The organism is Ferrovibrio sp. (assembly GCF_017994015.1).
Lineage (GTDB): Bacteria > Pseudomonadota > Alphaproteobacteria > Ferrovibrionales > Ferrovibrionaceae > Ferrovibrio.
Genome location: NZ_JAGOLP010000024.1, coordinates 33,983 through 47,912, shown reverse-complemented (window position 1 = coordinate 47,912; position 13,930 = coordinate 33,983). Strand labels below are relative to the sequence as shown.

At 59.4% G+C, this 13,930-nt stretch carries 14 protein-coding genes and 1 tRNA gene; 12 read left to right on the top strand and 3 right to left on the bottom strand.

Annotation, left to right across the window (positions count from 1 at the left end):
- From KBB36_RS12825 to KBB36_RS12815, 3 genes are all read left to right on the top strand, one after another.
- Window positions 1-671 (top strand): AAA family ATPase (locus tag KBB36_RS12825; RefSeq protein WP_290981284.1); only part of this gene is annotated, 671 nt, incomplete at its 5' end.
- Between the two features lie 972 nt (window positions 672-1,643).
- Window positions 1,644-4,058: an endopeptidase La gene (gene lon / locus KBB36_RS12820; RefSeq protein WP_290981280.1), complete on the top strand. Its 2,415-nt coding sequence runs from the start codon at window positions 1,644-1,646 to the stop codon at window positions 4,056-4,058.
- Between the two features lie 13 nt (window positions 4,059-4,071).
- On the top strand, window positions 4,072-4,344 hold the full coding sequence (locus tag KBB36_RS12815) for an HU family DNA-binding protein (RefSeq protein ID WP_290981277.1): 273 nt from the start codon (window positions 4,072-4,074) through the stop codon (window positions 4,342-4,344).
- Window positions 4,345-4,366: 22 nt separating this feature from the next.
- Here the strand turns inward: KBB36_RS12815 and KBB36_RS12810 are convergent, their stop codons facing one another.
- Window positions 4,367-4,804: a hypothetical protein gene (locus KBB36_RS12810; protein WP_290981274.1), complete on the bottom strand. Its 438-nt coding sequence runs from the start codon at window positions 4,802-4,804 to the stop codon at window positions 4,367-4,369.
- Window positions 4,805-4,927: 123 nt separating this feature from the next.
- On the opposite strand from KBB36_RS12810, the gene KBB36_RS12805 reads away from it, so the two are divergent.
- The 7 genes from KBB36_RS12805 (at window position 4,928) to KBB36_RS12775 (ending at window position 9,774) form a co-directional block, all read left to right on the top strand.
- Window positions 4,928-5,002 (top strand) — tRNA-Val (locus tag KBB36_RS12805).
- 193 nt (window positions 5,003-5,195) lie between these two features.
- Window positions 5,196-5,363 (top strand): periplasmic nitrate reductase, NapE protein, encoded by a 168-nt coding sequence (gene napE / locus KBB36_RS12800; RefSeq protein WP_290981271.1) that lies wholly within the window; start codon window positions 5,196-5,198, stop codon window positions 5,361-5,363.
- An 8-nt stretch (window positions 5,364-5,371) separates the two neighbouring features.
- Complete coding sequence (gene napF / locus KBB36_RS21005) at window positions 5,372-5,905, top strand: ferredoxin-type protein NapF (RefSeq protein WP_366933190.1); 534 nt, start codon at window positions 5,372-5,374, stop codon at window positions 5,903-5,905.
- Window positions 5,892-6,170 carry a chaperone NapD gene (locus KBB36_RS12790; RefSeq protein WP_290981268.1) on the top strand — a complete coding sequence of 93 codons (279 nt, stop codon included), beginning with the start codon at window positions 5,892-5,894 and terminating at the stop codon, window positions 6,168-6,170. The genes napF and KBB36_RS12790 overlap by 14 nt, the downstream gene beginning before the upstream one ends.
- A gap of 3 nt (window positions 6,171-6,173) precedes the next feature.
- A complete protein-coding gene (napA, locus tag KBB36_RS12785; protein ID WP_290981265.1) occupies window positions 6,174-8,693 on the top strand; it encodes a periplasmic nitrate reductase subunit alpha in 2,520 nt (839 codons plus the stop codon).
- Window positions 8,690-9,175, top strand: coding sequence for a nitrate reductase cytochrome c-type subunit (locus KBB36_RS12780; protein WP_290981262.1), 486 nt, complete (start codon window positions 8,690-8,692; stop codon window positions 9,173-9,175). Before napA ends, KBB36_RS12780 begins: the two co-directional genes overlap by 4 nt.
- Window positions 9,172-9,774: a NapC/NirT family cytochrome c gene (locus KBB36_RS12775; protein ID WP_290981259.1), complete on the top strand. Its 603-nt coding sequence runs from the start codon at window positions 9,172-9,174 to the stop codon at window positions 9,772-9,774. Before KBB36_RS12780 ends, KBB36_RS12775 begins: the two co-directional genes overlap by 4 nt.
- Before the next feature lie 19 nt (window positions 9,775-9,793).
- Here KBB36_RS12775 and maiA read toward each other — a convergent pair whose 3' ends face one another.
- Window positions 9,794-10,432 carry a maleylacetoacetate isomerase gene (maiA, locus tag KBB36_RS12770; RefSeq protein ID WP_290981256.1) on the bottom strand — a complete coding sequence of 213 codons (639 nt, stop codon included), beginning with the start codon at window positions 10,430-10,432 and terminating at the stop codon, window positions 9,794-9,796.
- 24 nt (window positions 10,433-10,456) lie between these two features.
- A complete protein-coding gene (locus KBB36_RS12765; protein ID WP_290981253.1) occupies window positions 10,457-10,828 on the bottom strand; it encodes a hypothetical protein in 372 nt (123 codons plus the stop codon).
- Here KBB36_RS12765 and KBB36_RS12760 point away from each other — a divergent pair.
- Window positions 10,821-11,120 (top strand): hypothetical protein, encoded by a 300-nt coding sequence (locus tag KBB36_RS12760; protein ID WP_290981250.1) that lies wholly within the window; start codon window positions 10,821-10,823, stop codon window positions 11,118-11,120. The two genes, KBB36_RS12765 and KBB36_RS12760, sit on opposite strands and share 8 nt — an antisense overlap.
- On the top strand, window positions 11,069-13,924 hold the full coding sequence (locus tag KBB36_RS12755; protein WP_290981247.1) for an FAD-dependent oxidoreductase: 2,856 nt from the start codon (window positions 11,069-11,071) through the stop codon (window positions 13,922-13,924). The genes KBB36_RS12760 and KBB36_RS12755 overlap by 52 nt, the downstream gene beginning before the upstream one ends.
- The last annotated feature ends 6 nt before the right edge of the window (window positions 13,925-13,930 follow it).

Sequence of the window (13,930 nt, the reverse complement as noted above, 5' to 3'; positions counted from 1 at the left end):
CCCGCGATGTGTCGGGCGAGGGCGCGCAGCAGGCCTTGCTCAAGATCATGGAAGGCACTGTGGCCAGCGTGCCGCCGCAGGGCGGCCGCAAGCATCCGCAGCAGGAATTCCTGCAAGTGGATACCACCAATATCCTGTTCATCTGCGGCGGCGCCTTTGCCGGTCTGGAAAAGATCATCTCGGCGCGCGGCAAAGGCACCTCGATGGGCTTTGGTGCCGAAGTGCGTGGCCCCGATGAACGCCGCGCCGGCGATATCCTGGCCGAAGTGGAACCCGACGATCTGCTGAAGTTTGGCCTGATCCCGGAATTCATCGGCCGCCTGCCGGTGATTGCCACCTTGCAGGATCTGGATGAGAGCGCCCTGGTGGACATCCTGTCCAAGCCGAAGAATGCGCTGGTGAAGCAGTATCAGCGCCTGTTCGACATGGAAGATGTGCGCCTCACCTTCACCGACGATGCTGTGGCCGGCATCGCCCGCCGGGCGATTGCGCGCAAGACCGGCGCGCGCGGCCTGCGCTCGATCATGGAAGGCATCCTGCTTGATACCATGTTTGAATTGCCCAACATGGAAGGCGTCGAGGAAGTGGTGATTTCGCCCGAAGTGGTGGAAGGCCGCGCCAAGCCGCTGCAAATCTATGCCGACCGCAAGCGCGAGGATATCGGCGCCTGAACGCTGGTTTTCCCGATAAGCTCACAAAATTGTGTAATGCCCGGCCTTCGCGCCGGGCATTTGCATTTTGGGGGAGGAGTCTGGAATGTTCGCGTATTGTTTCACGTGAAACAGAATCCGGCCGCCAATATAGGTATTCTGGCTGACATTTCGTCATCGCCGGGCCACGACCCACGACTGTGCGGTTTAATCCGATGGGCTGTTAGCGCCCCAGTAAGTCGTCATGCCCGCGAATGCGGGCATCCCGTTTTTTTTGCAGAAATTTATCTGAATTCCGGAGAAAATTGGATGCCCGGGTCAAGCCCGGGCATGACGACGGTGAGGGTGATGGATTTGAGCGCTGCAATATTTCAGCAGCGCTGATTTCGTGTCTGGTCAAGGCACGAAGTGCCAAAAACTCAGCAATGCCGTGTCTTTCGACACTCCGACAAAACCTAAACCGGACAGCCGTGTGCCACGCCCGGCGATCTTGCTGCGGCAGAACACGGGCGCGCAAAAAAGTGTTCTATGCCACCAAAGCAAAGCCGTCATGGTACGCGAAGGCGTACCATCCACGTTTTTCACTTAACTAGGTGAAAAAACAACACTCGTGGATGGTCGGCCTGCGTCGACCACGGCGACTTTGTTGGGAATTCTGGCCGCTGCGAACAACGCCAAGTTAAGCTTGAAAGCTGCGGGTCAGGGCCGTGCGTGACGAGAGCAGCGGTTGTCTTGGCGGTGGCGGAGTGGATGTCGGCGTCGGTGCTTGGCAATGTCGAAGCACGGGCGCAAAAAGAATGCAGTCATCCCCAGCGCGGCCCGAGTCCCGAATCGTCTGTTCGCGGCCTAATTGCTTGCCAAGAGCCAGAGCGGCGGTTTGCCGGGATTTGTGGCGGGGGGCATGGCTTGACGTAGCAGCATCAAGCTCCCATCTTACCCGTTAACGGTTGCCGCCGGGATCACCCCGGCGCCCGAGTGAGACAAAGATTTAGCATGTCGACTTCCCCCCGCGCTCAGCTTTATCCAGTCCTGCCGCTCCGCGATATCGTGGTGTTTCCGCATATGATCGTGCCGCTTTTTGTCGGCCGCGAAAAGTCGGTGCGGGCGCTGGAAGATGTGATGAAAGATGACAAGCAGATTCTGCTTGTGGCCCAGAAGAATGCCGGCCAGGACAATCCGCAGCCCGAGGATATCCACAGCGTCGGCACGATTGCGTCGGTGCTGCAATTGCTGCGCCTGCCCGATGGCACCGTGAAGGTGCTGGTGGAAGGCGGCCAGCGCGCCCGTATCGTGAAATACAGCGAGAATCCGGATTTCTTCCAGGTTTATGCCGAGCCGCTGGCTGATCAGCCGGGCGAGCAGCGCGAGGTAGAGGCGCTGGGCCGCTCGGTGATCAACCAGTTTGAGCAATATGTGAAGCTGAACCGGAAGATTCCGCCGGAGGTGCTGGTATCGCTGAACCAGATCGAGGATTCCTCGAAGCTGGCCGACACCGTGGCTTCGCATCTCACCGTGAAGATTTCCGAGAAGCAGGAATTGCTGGAAGCCGCCAATGTGATCGAGCGGCTGGAGCGGGTCTATGCCTTGATGGAAGGCGAGATCGGCGTGTTGCAGGTGGAGAAAAAAATCCGCTCGCGCGTCAAGCGCCAGATGGAGAAGACCCAGCGCGAATATTACCTCAACGAACAGCTCAAGGCGATCCAGAAGGAGCTGGGCGAAGGCGAGGATGGCCGCGACGAACTGGCCGAGCTGGAGCAGCGCATCAAGACCACCAAGCTGACCAAGGAGGCGCGCGAAAAGGCGCAGGCCGAATTGAAGAAGCTGCGCTCGATGAGCCCGATGTCGGCCGAAGCCACCGTGATCCGCAATTATCTCGACTGGATGCTGTCGATCCCGTGGCAGAAGCGCACCAAGGTGCGCAAGGACGTGAAGAACGCCGAGGGCGTGCTGAACGACGATCATTACGGCCTCGACAAGGTCAAGGAACGTATCCTGGAATATCTGGCGGTGCAGCAGCGCTCGGCCAAGCTGAAGGGCCCGATCCTCTGCCTGGTCGGCCCGCCCGGCGTCGGCAAGACCTCGCTCGGCAAGTCGATTGCGCGCGCCACCGGCCGCAACTTCGTGCGCATGTCGCTGGGCGGTGTGCGCGATGAAGCCGAGATCCGTGGCCATCGCCGCACCTATATCGGCTCGATGCCGGGCAAGATCGTGCAGTCGATGAAGAAGGCCAAGAGCACCAATCCGCTCTTCCTGCTCGATGAAATCGACAAGATGGGCCAGGATTTCCGCGGCGATCCGTCTTCGGCATTGCTGGAGGTGCTCGACCCCGAGCAGAATAACAGCTTCAACGACCATTACCTGGAAGTTGATTACGACCTCTCAGACGTGATGTTCATCTGCACCGCCAACAGCCTGCGCATGCCGCAGCCGCTGCTGGATCGCATGGAGATCATCCGCATCCCCGGCTATACCGAGGATGAGAAGCTGGAAATCTGCAAGCGCCATCTGATCGAAAAGCAGATCACGGCGGCAGGTCTGAAAAAGGGTGAATGGTCGATCACCGATGAAGGCCTGCGCGACATGATCCGCTATTACACGCGGGAATCCGGTGTGCGCAGCCTGGAGCGTGAAATCGCCAACCTGACGCGCAAGGCGGTGAAGGAAATCCTCACCACCGACAGCAAGAGCGTGAAGGTGACGCCGGAGAATCTGGAAAAATATGCCGGCGTGCGCAAATACCGCTATGGCGAGGCCGAGCTGGAAGACCTGGTCGGCACCACCACCGGTCTGGCCTGGACCGAAGTGGGCGGCGAGCTTTTGTCGATCGAAGCCGTGATGCTGCCCGGCAAGGGCCGCATGACGATCACCGGCAAGCTTGGCGAAGTGATGCAGGAATCGGTGCAGGCGGCGCGCTCCTACGTGCGGTCGCGTGCCGTGGCCTTCGGTGTCAAGCCGCCGATCTTTGATAAGCGCGACATCCATATCCACGTGCCGGAAGGCGCCACGCCCAAGGATGGCCCCTCGGCCGGTGTTGCCATGGTCACCTCCATCGTTTCCGTGCTGACCGGGATTCCGGTGCGCAAGGATGTGGCGATGACCGGTGAAGTGACGCTGCGCGGTCGCGTACTGCCGATTGGTGGCTTGAAGGAAAAGCTGCTGGCGGCGCATCGCGGCGGCATCAAGAAGGTGCTGATCCCGAAGGATAACGAAAAGGATCTGGTCGAAATCCCCGACAATGTGAAGAAGGGGCTGGAGATTCTGCCGATGTCGACCTGCGAGGAAGTGCTGCGTGAAGCGCTGGTTTCCCCGCTGACTGCGATTGAATGGGCCGATGACGAAGACCTCGCCAAGCCGCCGGTGGTGGAAGCCGAAGGCGATAATGCCAAGCTTGGCGTGATCAAGCACTAGGAAAGGCTGGACGGTGAACAAGCAGGATCTGATGGTCCAGGTGCGCGAGACCACCGGGCTGAGCAAGGAACAGGCGGAACGGGCAGTGGAGGCGGTGTTCGATCTGATCACCGCCTCGCTGAAGAATGGCGAGGAAGTGCGCATTGTCGGCTTCGGCAGCTTCTTCGTCGGCACGCGCCGCGCCAGCCCGGGCCGCAACCCGCGCACCGGCGAACGCATCGAGCTGCCGCCGACACGCCAGGCCAAATTCCGCGCCGGCAAGACGCTGAAGGAAGCTGTCGGCTGATCTGCTGATTACAGCTGGCTGACTAAAGATGGTAGTGCAGGCCGACCAGATAGCGGTCGATGCGCTGGCCGTCTTCACTCAGCGGCAGGGCTAGGCGGGTCCAGTGCATCAGCACCGGGCCGAAGCTGTCATTGACATGGCTTTGCAGCGGCCCGCGTTCGTGTAGCAGGGCATAATGATCGGCCAGCGCGCGCCGGGCCATTTCAGGCGGCGCATATTGGCTCAGGCATTTGCCAGTCATCTCGCGGCCATAACGTTCCACCGAGGCGGTGGCGAATACAATATAACGGCCATCGCTGTGTTCGATGCCGTTTTCATCGCCCTCGACCCGAACCAGGTGCAGCCGGCCAAGCCAGCGGGCGAATTCCTCCACGGTGAAGTCGCGTCGCGCCGGCATCAGTCGCGCGCCGCGTTTCTGTTGCCACAGCGCCAGTAATTGCGCCAGATCCTCGGGAAGCATGTTTGACTCGGCTGCCAGCATGGCGCAAGTGTGGCCGAATTTCGCCGCATCAGCCAGTGCCGGCCATGCGTTGCCCGGACTGTCGCGCGGTGTTATAAGCAGCCAGCCTGAATTTGGCATCCAGGGCGGTTAGCTCAGTGGTAGAGCGCCTCGTTTACACCGAGGATGTCGGGAGTTCGACCCTCTCACCGCCCACCAGTTTCCCCAAACATTTTCGACATTCCTGATAATAATTCTTCATTGCACCAGTGTCGTGTAATGCAGGATGCAGGCTGCTTTTTTAATTGCAGCGGCGATCAGCCGGGTGTAGGGTTTATGTGCCGATTATTTCGGCTTATCGCTCAAATAATAATCATTATTAGATGCCTTTCAGCCAAGGGGAGCGTGACGCATGGGGACAGCCCAGCGCGATACGGCCACCGATACGCGGCGCCGTGAGTGGATCGTGTTTTTGTTCCTTACGGGCGTGATTGCGCCCGGCCTAGCGGTCGCAATTGTCGGCAGCTATGGCTTCGCGGTCTGGATGTACCAGATGATCGCCGGCCCACCGGCCGGCTGAATATCAGTATGACCGCGCCCGGCTTCAGCCCAGAATTTGATCCGCAGCGCCGCGCTTTCCTGCGCGGCCGCAGCAAGGATGTAGATCGTCCGCCCTGGACCGATAGCCGTCGCCTTGCCACGTCCTGCACGAAATGCGGCGCCTGCATCGCTGCCTGCCCGGAGGCTATCTTGCTGGCCGATCAGGCAGGCTTCCCGATGCTGGATTTCAGTCGGGGCGGTTGCAGCTTTTGCGCTGCCTGTGTCGATGCCTGTGCCGAGGCCGTATTCCGTCCGCGCCAGGAAGCGCCGTGGCACAAGCTGGCCGTGATAAATCAGCGTTGCCTGGCTGGCCAGGGCATTGTCTGCCATAGCTGCAAGGATGCCTGCGAGGCTGGCGCGATCCACTTTAGCCACCAGGTCGGACAAGTGCCGCAGCCACGCATCATTGCCGAAAGCTGCACCGGTTGTGGCGCCTGCCAGGCGCCGTGCCCGGGTGCTGCCATTTCCATCCAGGCTGGCGTTATGCCCCCGGCTGATGAGGCGCGCCATGTTGCCCGCTGAAAGCCATATCTCCAGCCTGGTGGTGCATGTGCGGCCAGAACACGAAGCTGTGCTGCGGCACCGGATCGCCCAGATCCCGGAAGCCGAAATCCATTCTCCGGCTGGCGCCGCAAAGCTGGTAGTGGTGCTTGAAACCGCCGATCAGCATGGCATCACGCAGCATCTGGAGACGATCCAGGCCATGCAGGGGGTGCTCGCCGCAACCCTGGTCTACCACCAGATTGAACCAGCCACCGACCTAGTCGTCTCCGACCCGCAGGAGTAGCCCATGAAGCCCAGTCGTCGTGACATGATCAAAGCCAAGGCGGCCGCGATTGCTGCCAGTGCCGTGGGCCTGCCATTCTCGGCAGAGGCCGCCAATGTGGTGATCCCGGGTGATGAGGCCCGGTTGAAATGGTCGAAGGCGCCATGCCGTTTCTGTGGCACCGGATGCAGTGTGATGGTGGCCACACGCGACAATCAGGTGGTGGCCACGCATGGCGATGTGAAGGCTGAGGTGAATCGCGGTCTAAATTGTGTGAAGGGCTATTTCCTATCCAAGATCATGTATGGCCAGGATCGCCTGACCCGGCCGCTCTTGCGCATGAAGAATGGCCGTTATGCCAAGGATGGTGAATTCCAGCCAGTGAGCTGGGATATGGCCTTTGATACCATGGCCGAGCAGTTCAAGCGTGTGCTGCGCGAGAAGGGGCCAACAGCTGTGGGCATGTTCGGCTCTGGGCAATGGACGATCTGGGAAGGTTATGCCGCCACCAAGCTGATGCGCGGCGGCTTCCGTTCCAACAATCTCGATCCGAATGCGCGCCATTGCATGGCTTCGGCGGCTTTCGGCTTCATGCGCAGCTTTGGCATGGACGAGCCGATGGGCTGCTATGACGATATCGAAGCCGCCGATGCCTTTGTGTTGTGGGGCTCGAACATGGCTGAAATGCATCCGATCCTGTGGACACGGGTGACGGATCGCCGGCTCAGCAATCCGCATGTCAAGGTGGCGGTGCTATCCACTTTCGAACATCGTAGTTTTGAATTGGCCGATGTGCCGGTGATCTTTACGCCGCATAGCGATCTGGCGATCCTGAATTTCATCGCGCACTACATAATCTCCACCAACCGGGTGAATCGCAAATTTCTTGATAAGCATGTGATCTTCCGGCGCGGCAACACTGATATCGGCTATGGCCTGCGCAGTGAAAATCCCTTGGAAGCCAAGGCCACCAACCGGGCGGATCCCGGTGGTTCACAGCCGATGACCTTTGATGAATTTGCCCGTCATCTTGCGGATTATACCGCCGAAAAGGTATCCAAGCTTTCCGGTGTGCCTGTGCGTCAGCTTGAAGCGCTGGCCGAACTTTACGCTGATCCGAACCGCAAGGTGATGTCCTTCTGGACCATGGGGTTCAATCAGCATACGCGCGGCGTGTGGTGCAATCAGATGGTCTACAATATCCATCTGCTGACCGGTAAAATCTCCGAGCCGGGCAACAGCCCATTCTCGCTTACCGGCCAGCCTTCCGCCTGCGGCACGGCGCGCGAGGTGGGCACTTTCAGCCACCGATTGCCGGCCGATATGGTGGTAACCAATCCAAAGCACCGCGAGATCACCGAGAAGATCTGGAAATTGCCGGCCGGCCTGCTGCCTGACAAGCCGGGCTATCATGCCGTGGAGCAGAACCGCATGCTGCGCGATGGCAAGTTAAGTGCTTATTGGGTGCAGGTGAATAACAACATGCAAGCTGCGGCCAATGTTATGCAGGAAGGTTTGCCGGGATATCGCAACCCGGAAAACTTTGTTGTGGTGTCGGATGCCTATCCCACGGTGACGGCGCGCGCCGCCGACCTGATCCTGCCGGCAGCAATGTGGGTGGAAAAGGAGGGCGCATACGGCAATGCCGAGCGCCGCACACATTTCTGGCACCAGTTGGTCAAGGCGCCCGGTGAGGCGCGCTCCGATCTCTGGCAGTTGGTGGAATTTTCCAAACGCTTCAAGACGGAGGAAGTCTGGCCGAAGGAAATCCTGGATTCCAATCCGGCCTATCGCGGCAAGACATTATATGAAGTGCTGTTTGCCAATGGTGTCGCCAACCGCTTCCCGGCCAGCGATGTTGAGCAGGGTTATGACAATGCCGAGGCGAGCGCCTTCGGCTTCTACATCCAGAAGGGGCTGTTCGAGGAATATGCCGAATTCGGCCGAGGCCATGGTCATGACCTGGCGCCATTTGACCGCTATCACAAGGAGCGCGGCCTGCGCTGGCCGGTGGTGGATGGCAAGGAAACCCGCTGGCGCTACCGCGAGGGTCTTGATCCTTATGTGAAACAGGGCGAGGGCGTAGCCTTCTATGGCTTCGAGGACAAGAAGGCGCGTATTTTTGCCTTCCCATATGAGCCGCCGGCAGAAGCCCCGGATGCCGAATACGATACCTGGCTGGTGACCGGCCGTGTGCTGGAGCATTGGCATTCCGGCTCGATGACGCGACGGGTGCCGGAACTGCATCGCGCCGTGCCGTCAGCTTTGTGCTACATGCATCCCGATGAGGCGCGGAAACGCGGATTGCGCCGAGGCGACGAGGTGCGCGTGATATCACGCCGGGGCGAGGTGCGTATCCGGGTGGAGACACGTGGCCGCAACAAGCCGCCGCCGGGATTGGTCTACATCCCCTGGTTCGATGAAAGCATCCTGATCAACAAGGTGACCCTGGATGCCACCGATCCAATCTCAAAGCAGACCGATTTCAAAAAATGCGCGGTGCGCATCGAAAAGCTGGCCAGTGCCGGCGGAGGTGTGCAATGACAAAACTCCGCCTGCTGATCTGCATTCTCTTGCTGCTGGGCGGCGCGGTATCGGTACAGGCTGCCGATGTGGTTGGCCTGCGTGGTCCGACACCGATTGCCGAAAGCACCGAACCGCTGCCGATTGCGCGCGAAGTGAACGATGATCGCCGCCGCAGCCGCAATTATCCGGAACAGCCGCCGGTGATCCCACATTCAATCCAAGGCTACGAAGTGTCGCTTAATGCCAATCGTTGCCTGTCCTGCCACAGCCGGCAGATGACCGAGATGAGCCAGGCGCCGATGATCAGCGTGACGCATTTTATGGATCGTGATGATCAGATACTGGCCAGTGTTTCGGCCAGGCGTTATTTCTGCACGCAATGCCACGTGTCGCAGCATGATGCCAAGCCGCTTGTGCAGAATGGGTTTGTGGATATAGACACGCTGATCAATCGCCAGCGCGAAGCCCAGGGCAGCGCCGGCACGGGCAGGCGGCAATGATCCGCCGTTTGCTGCGTTGGGTTCAGCCATATTGGCTCACTCTGATCCGCCCCAGCACCAGCCTGAGCCTGGGCCTGCTGGTCACCTGCGGCTTCATCGCCGGCATCCTATTCTGGGGTGGTTTCAACACCGCTCTGGAACTGACCAACACCGAGCGTTTCTGCGTCAGTTGCCACGAGATGCGCGACAATGTGTTTGCTGAATTGAAGGAAACGATCCACTACACCAATCGTTCGGGTGTGCGTGCCAGTTGCCCGGATTGCCATGTGCCGCATAACTGGACCGACAAGATCGCGCGCAAGATGCAGGCGTCAAAAGAGGTTTGGGGCAAGATTTTCGGCACTATCAGCACGCGAGAGAAGTTTCTTGATAAGCGGCTTGAACTGGCGCAGCACGAATGGGTGCGCTTTAAGACCAACAATTCGCTGGAATGCCGCAATTGTCACAGCATGGAATCGATGGACCTGACCAGGCAATCTGAACGCGCCGGGATCATGCATTCCACCTATCTGTTCAGCGGCGAGAAGACCTGTATTGATTGCCACAAAGGTATAGCTCACCGGCTGCCCAATATGGCCGGGGTGCCGGGCTGGAATTGAGCCTTGCCGACTTGTCTGTTCAAAAAGCGTCAGGCTGGTATTTCGGCTGGGTCTGCTCGAAGCAGGGCAGTTCCATGCAGGCGGCCAGAATGGCATTGCAGCGCGGATAGGGGCTCAGGTCGCAATTGAAGCGCTGGGCGTTGAAAAGCTGCGGCACCAGGCAGATATCGGCGCTGGTCACTGTGTCCCCGCAGCAAAAACGACCGGCCTTGCCGCTGCTGTTCAGCATCGCCTCGAAATTGCGCAGGCCTTCGGCGATCCAGTGCTGATACCATTCGTCACGTTCGGCATCGGTGAATTCCCAGCGGCCCTGCAAGTATTTCAGCACACGCACATTATTCAGCGGGTGAATGTCGCAGCCGATGATCTGCGACAACGCGCGCACATAGGCACGATCCGCCGCCGCCTGGGGCAGGAATGGCGGCGAGGGATGGGTCTCATCCAGATAATCCATGATGGCGAGCGACTGGGTGTAGACCGCGCCATCATCCACCAGGGCCGGCACCAGGCCCTGGGGATTGAGCGCCAGGTAGGAATCCTGGCGGTGCTCCATTTTCGGCAGGCTGACATAATGCGGCGTATAATCCAGGCCCTTGAAAGCCAGGGCGATGCGCAGCCGATACGAGGTCGATGACCGGAAGAAAGTGAACAAGTCCATGTCAGCCTGCCTGCTTGTCCGGGGTTACTCAGCCGCCGGCTTGTTGAGAATATGCTCTGGCGTGCTGGACACCACCTTGCCATAGCGCGGCACAAACTTGCCGCCTGCGATCAGCTTGATGAAGCTGGGCTTGAGCACTTCGGCGAGAATCTTGCGGATACGCGCATGCTCCTCAATATCGGCCCATTCGGCGATCAGGTAGAAGCGGGTGGGATCCTCGGTATCGCGGCACAACACACCATCCTTCACCTGGGCATCAGATTTGTGCATCGGATTGCCATCGGAATAATCGAATTCATCAAACAGCTTGATGAATTCCTCTTCATGCCCGGGCAGCACATGAAAATCATAGATATGCAGATAATTGCCTTTTTGCGCGAGCGGCTCCTTGATCATCGCAGCTTTCCTTCATTGCGTTGGGCTGGTCATCTATGATGGTATACTGAATAAAAGGGACGGACAAGGCAAGATGCTGTTTTCGCAGCTAGGCTTTGATTTTCTGGCGAAATTGCTGGTTTGCCATATTAATGGGCTTGCGAAATGGGCAATTGCATTTCGATTGTGCAGCCATAAAATCTCGTTGAGTGGAAAAAAATACAAAGGTATACTGAACAAAATTGCCTGGGAAAGACAAACATGGTTTGGCATCGCGCGGCAGCGATCGGGGATATCAATGAAGGCGGCGTGATCGGCGTCGATGTCGCTGGCAAGCCGGTGGCGCTCTACAAGCTCGATGGCGCCATTTATGCCACGCATAATATCTGCACGCATCAATTCGCCTTCCTGTCAGATGGCTATATCGAGGATGGCTGTATCGAATGCCCGATCCATCAGGGTTTGTTTGATATCCGCACCGGCAAGGCGCAGGGCGCGCCGGTCACGGTTGATCTGGCCACCTATCCGGTGAAGCTGGAAGGTGATGCCATCCTGGTTGATATCGATGCCGACGCTGCTGCCGAGGTGGAAGCAACTGCTTGCCCGGCTACATGCGCGGCGAGTGATCCGATTGTGATCGTGGGGGGCGGCCAAGCCGGCCTGCGTGCCGCCGAGGCCTTGCGCAAACAGGGCTATGCCGGGCCATTGGTGTTGCTGGGGGATGAGCCGCATCTGCCCTATGAGCGCCCGCCATTGTCCAAGGGATTGCTGGATGGCAGCCAGAGCCAGGCGGATTGTCTGGTGTTGCCTGAAGCGGCATTTGAAGCCTTGAAGCTGGATTTCCGCCCGGGCCGCAATGCCGTAGCGTTGTTGCCAGCGGGGAAAAAGCTGCGTCTGGATGATGGTTCGGAACTGGCTTTCACCAAATTGTTGCTGGCAACCGGCGCGCGGGCACGGCCATTGCCCGATTTGCCGGACGATCCGCGTATATTGACCTTGCGCAATCTGGCTGATGTGGCGGCCTTGCAGCCGCGTTTGCAGGCGGCGCGGCGTGTGGTGCTGCTGGGCGGTGGCTTCATCGGCCTGGAAGTGGCCGGGCTGGCCGCCAAGCTGGGCAAAAGCGTTACCGTGGTGGAACGTGAACCGCATCTGCTGGCGCGGCTGCTGCCGGCGCCGGCTGCGGCTTTGTTTCAGCAGGTGGCGGAAAGCCAGGGCGTACAATTCCGCCTCGGCGCAGCGCCAGCCGGCATCAGCGCCGCCAGCAAGGCCGTGCGGCTTGAATTTACCCAAGGCGCAGAATTGGAAGCTGATCTATTGCTGGTCAGCATCGGCTCGCTGGCCAATATCGAACTGGCAGCTGAGGCCGGTCTGATTGTGCAGGCCGGGGCGATCCAGGTGGATGCTGCCTGCCGCACCAGCGCTGCGGATATTTATGCTGCCGGCGATTGTGCGCTTTATCATGCCGATACTGGCCTGCCGCCGCTGCGCTTTGAATCCTGGCAGAATGCTGAAATCCAGGCCCGCATTGCCGCTGCCGCGATGCTGGATTTGCCTTTGCCGGAAACGCCGTTGCCGTGGTTCTGGACCGATCAATTTGGCCTTAGCGTGCAGATATTCGGCCTGCCGCAGCCGGGCCTGCGCGCTGCCGTGAAGCGCGGCGCGTTGCCGGGCGACATGCTGGCGCTGCTCTACGATGGCGCACAAATGAAGGCGGCGATCTGCTTCGGCGATGCTGCCCAGGCGCGCAAGCTGCGTGGCCTGCTCGAAAAACATGAAACCGCCCCGCCGGAAGATTTTGGCGCTGCCTGGGCGGATGCGGAAATACTCAGCCACAGTGAGGAATGCCCCGTGAACCAGCAAGCCCCGACAAAAATCGCCGCGCCTTCCTTTGCAAACTATGTCTGGCCGGCCGAGGGTCTCACCCGGATCCCGGACTGGGTTTACACCGACGAGGCAATCTATCAGCGCGAAGTGGAGCGTATCTTCCACGGTCGGACCTGGAACTACGTGGCGCTGGAAGCGGAAATTCCGGAAGCCGGCGATTACATCCGCTCCAATGTCGGCCCGACCCCGGTGGTGGTGGCGCGGGCCGAGGATGGCAGCATCAATGTGTTCGAGAATCGCTGCGCGCATCGCGCCGCCGAATTCTGCCGCGACCTGCGCGGCAATGCCAAGGAGTTTGTCTGCCCTTATCACCAATGGTCGTATGACCTGCGCGGCAATCTGGCCGGCGTGCCGTTTCGCCGCGGTGTTGATGGCAAGGGCGGCATGCCGAAGGATTTCAAGCCGGCCGACCATTCGTTGAAGAAGTTGAACGTGACAACGCGGCGTGGGGTGGTATTCGCTTCCTATGATGCGGAAATTGAATCGCTGGAGGAGTATCTCGGCCCCGATATCCTGCGTGAATTTGACGCCACCTTTGATGGCCGCAAACTCAAGGTGCTGGGTTATTACCGCAACACGCTGCCGGGCAACTGGAAGCTTTATCACGAGAATCTGAAAGACCCGTATCACGCCACATTGCTGCATACCTTCCTGGTCACTTTCGGCCTGCTGGTGGCGGGCAACAAGTCGCTGATGCTGTGCGATGCCAGCGGCCGCCATGGCGTGATGGCTTCAGCCAAGCAGGAAGGGGCCAAGGTCAGCGAAAGCTCACGCAAGGAGATGCGCGCCTACAAGGAAGGCATGGTGCTGCAGGAGCCGCGCTTCATGGATTTCATCGGCGAATTCGATTCGCCATGGTCGGTCACCATGTCGACAATCTGGCCCAACCTGATCGTGCAGCGAGAGATGAACACACTCGGCCTGCGCCAGATTGTGCCGAATGGTCCGAACGAATTCACCATGGTGTGGACCATGTTCGGATTCGAAGGTGATGATGAGGAAATGACCCGGCATCGCCTGCGGCAAGGCAATCTGATGGGGCCGGCCGGCTTCCTCGGCCTGGAAGATAACGAAGCGATGAAGTTTGTGCAGGATGGCATGAAGAGCGTGCCCAATGGTCAGCATCTGGTGGCGCTTGATCCGGCCACGCCGGCGGGCACATCGGATACGCTGATCTCGGAATCCGCGATCCGCGCCATGTATGGGCATTGGCGTGGCGTGATGGGCCTGTAAGTCGAC

What these genes read in the sequence shown, in the direction of transcription:
- lon (WP_290981280.1), top strand. Translation starts at nt 1,644, where the DNA reads ATGTCGACTTCCCCCCGCGCTCAGCTTTATCCAGTCCTGCCGCTCCGC.
- KBB36_RS12810 (WP_290981274.1), bottom strand. Translation starts at nt 4,804, where the DNA reads ATGCTTCCCGAGGATCTGGCGCAATTACTGGCGCTGTGGCAACAGAAA.
- napE (WP_290981271.1), top strand. Translation starts at nt 5,196, where the DNA reads ATGGGGACAGCCCAGCGCGATACGGCCACCGATACGCGGCGCCGTGAG.
- napF (WP_366933190.1), top strand. Translation starts at nt 5,372, where the DNA reads ATGACCGCGCCCGGCTTCAGCCCAGAATTTGATCCGCAGCGCCGCGCT.
- KBB36_RS12790 (WP_290981268.1), top strand. Translation starts at nt 5,892, where the DNA reads ATGTTGCCCGCTGAAAGCCATATCTCCAGCCTGGTGGTGCATGTGCGG.
- napA (WP_290981265.1), top strand. Translation starts at nt 6,174, where the DNA reads ATGAAGCCCAGTCGTCGTGACATGATCAAAGCCAAGGCGGCCGCGATT.
- KBB36_RS12780 (WP_290981262.1), top strand. Translation starts at nt 8,690, where the DNA reads ATGACAAAACTCCGCCTGCTGATCTGCATTCTCTTGCTGCTGGGCGGC.
- KBB36_RS12775 (WP_290981259.1), top strand. Translation starts at nt 9,172, where the DNA reads ATGATCCGCCGTTTGCTGCGTTGGGTTCAGCCATATTGGCTCACTCTG.
- maiA (WP_290981256.1), bottom strand. Translation starts at nt 10,432, where the DNA reads ATGGACTTGTTCACTTTCTTCCGGTCATCGACCTCGTATCGGCTGCGC.
- KBB36_RS12765 (WP_290981253.1), bottom strand. Translation starts at nt 10,828, where the DNA reads ATGATCAAGGAGCCGCTCGCGCAAAAAGGCAATTATCTGCATATCTAT.
- KBB36_RS12755 (WP_290981247.1), top strand. Translation starts at nt 11,069, where the DNA reads ATGGTTTGGCATCGCGCGGCAGCGATCGGGGATATCAATGAAGGCGGC.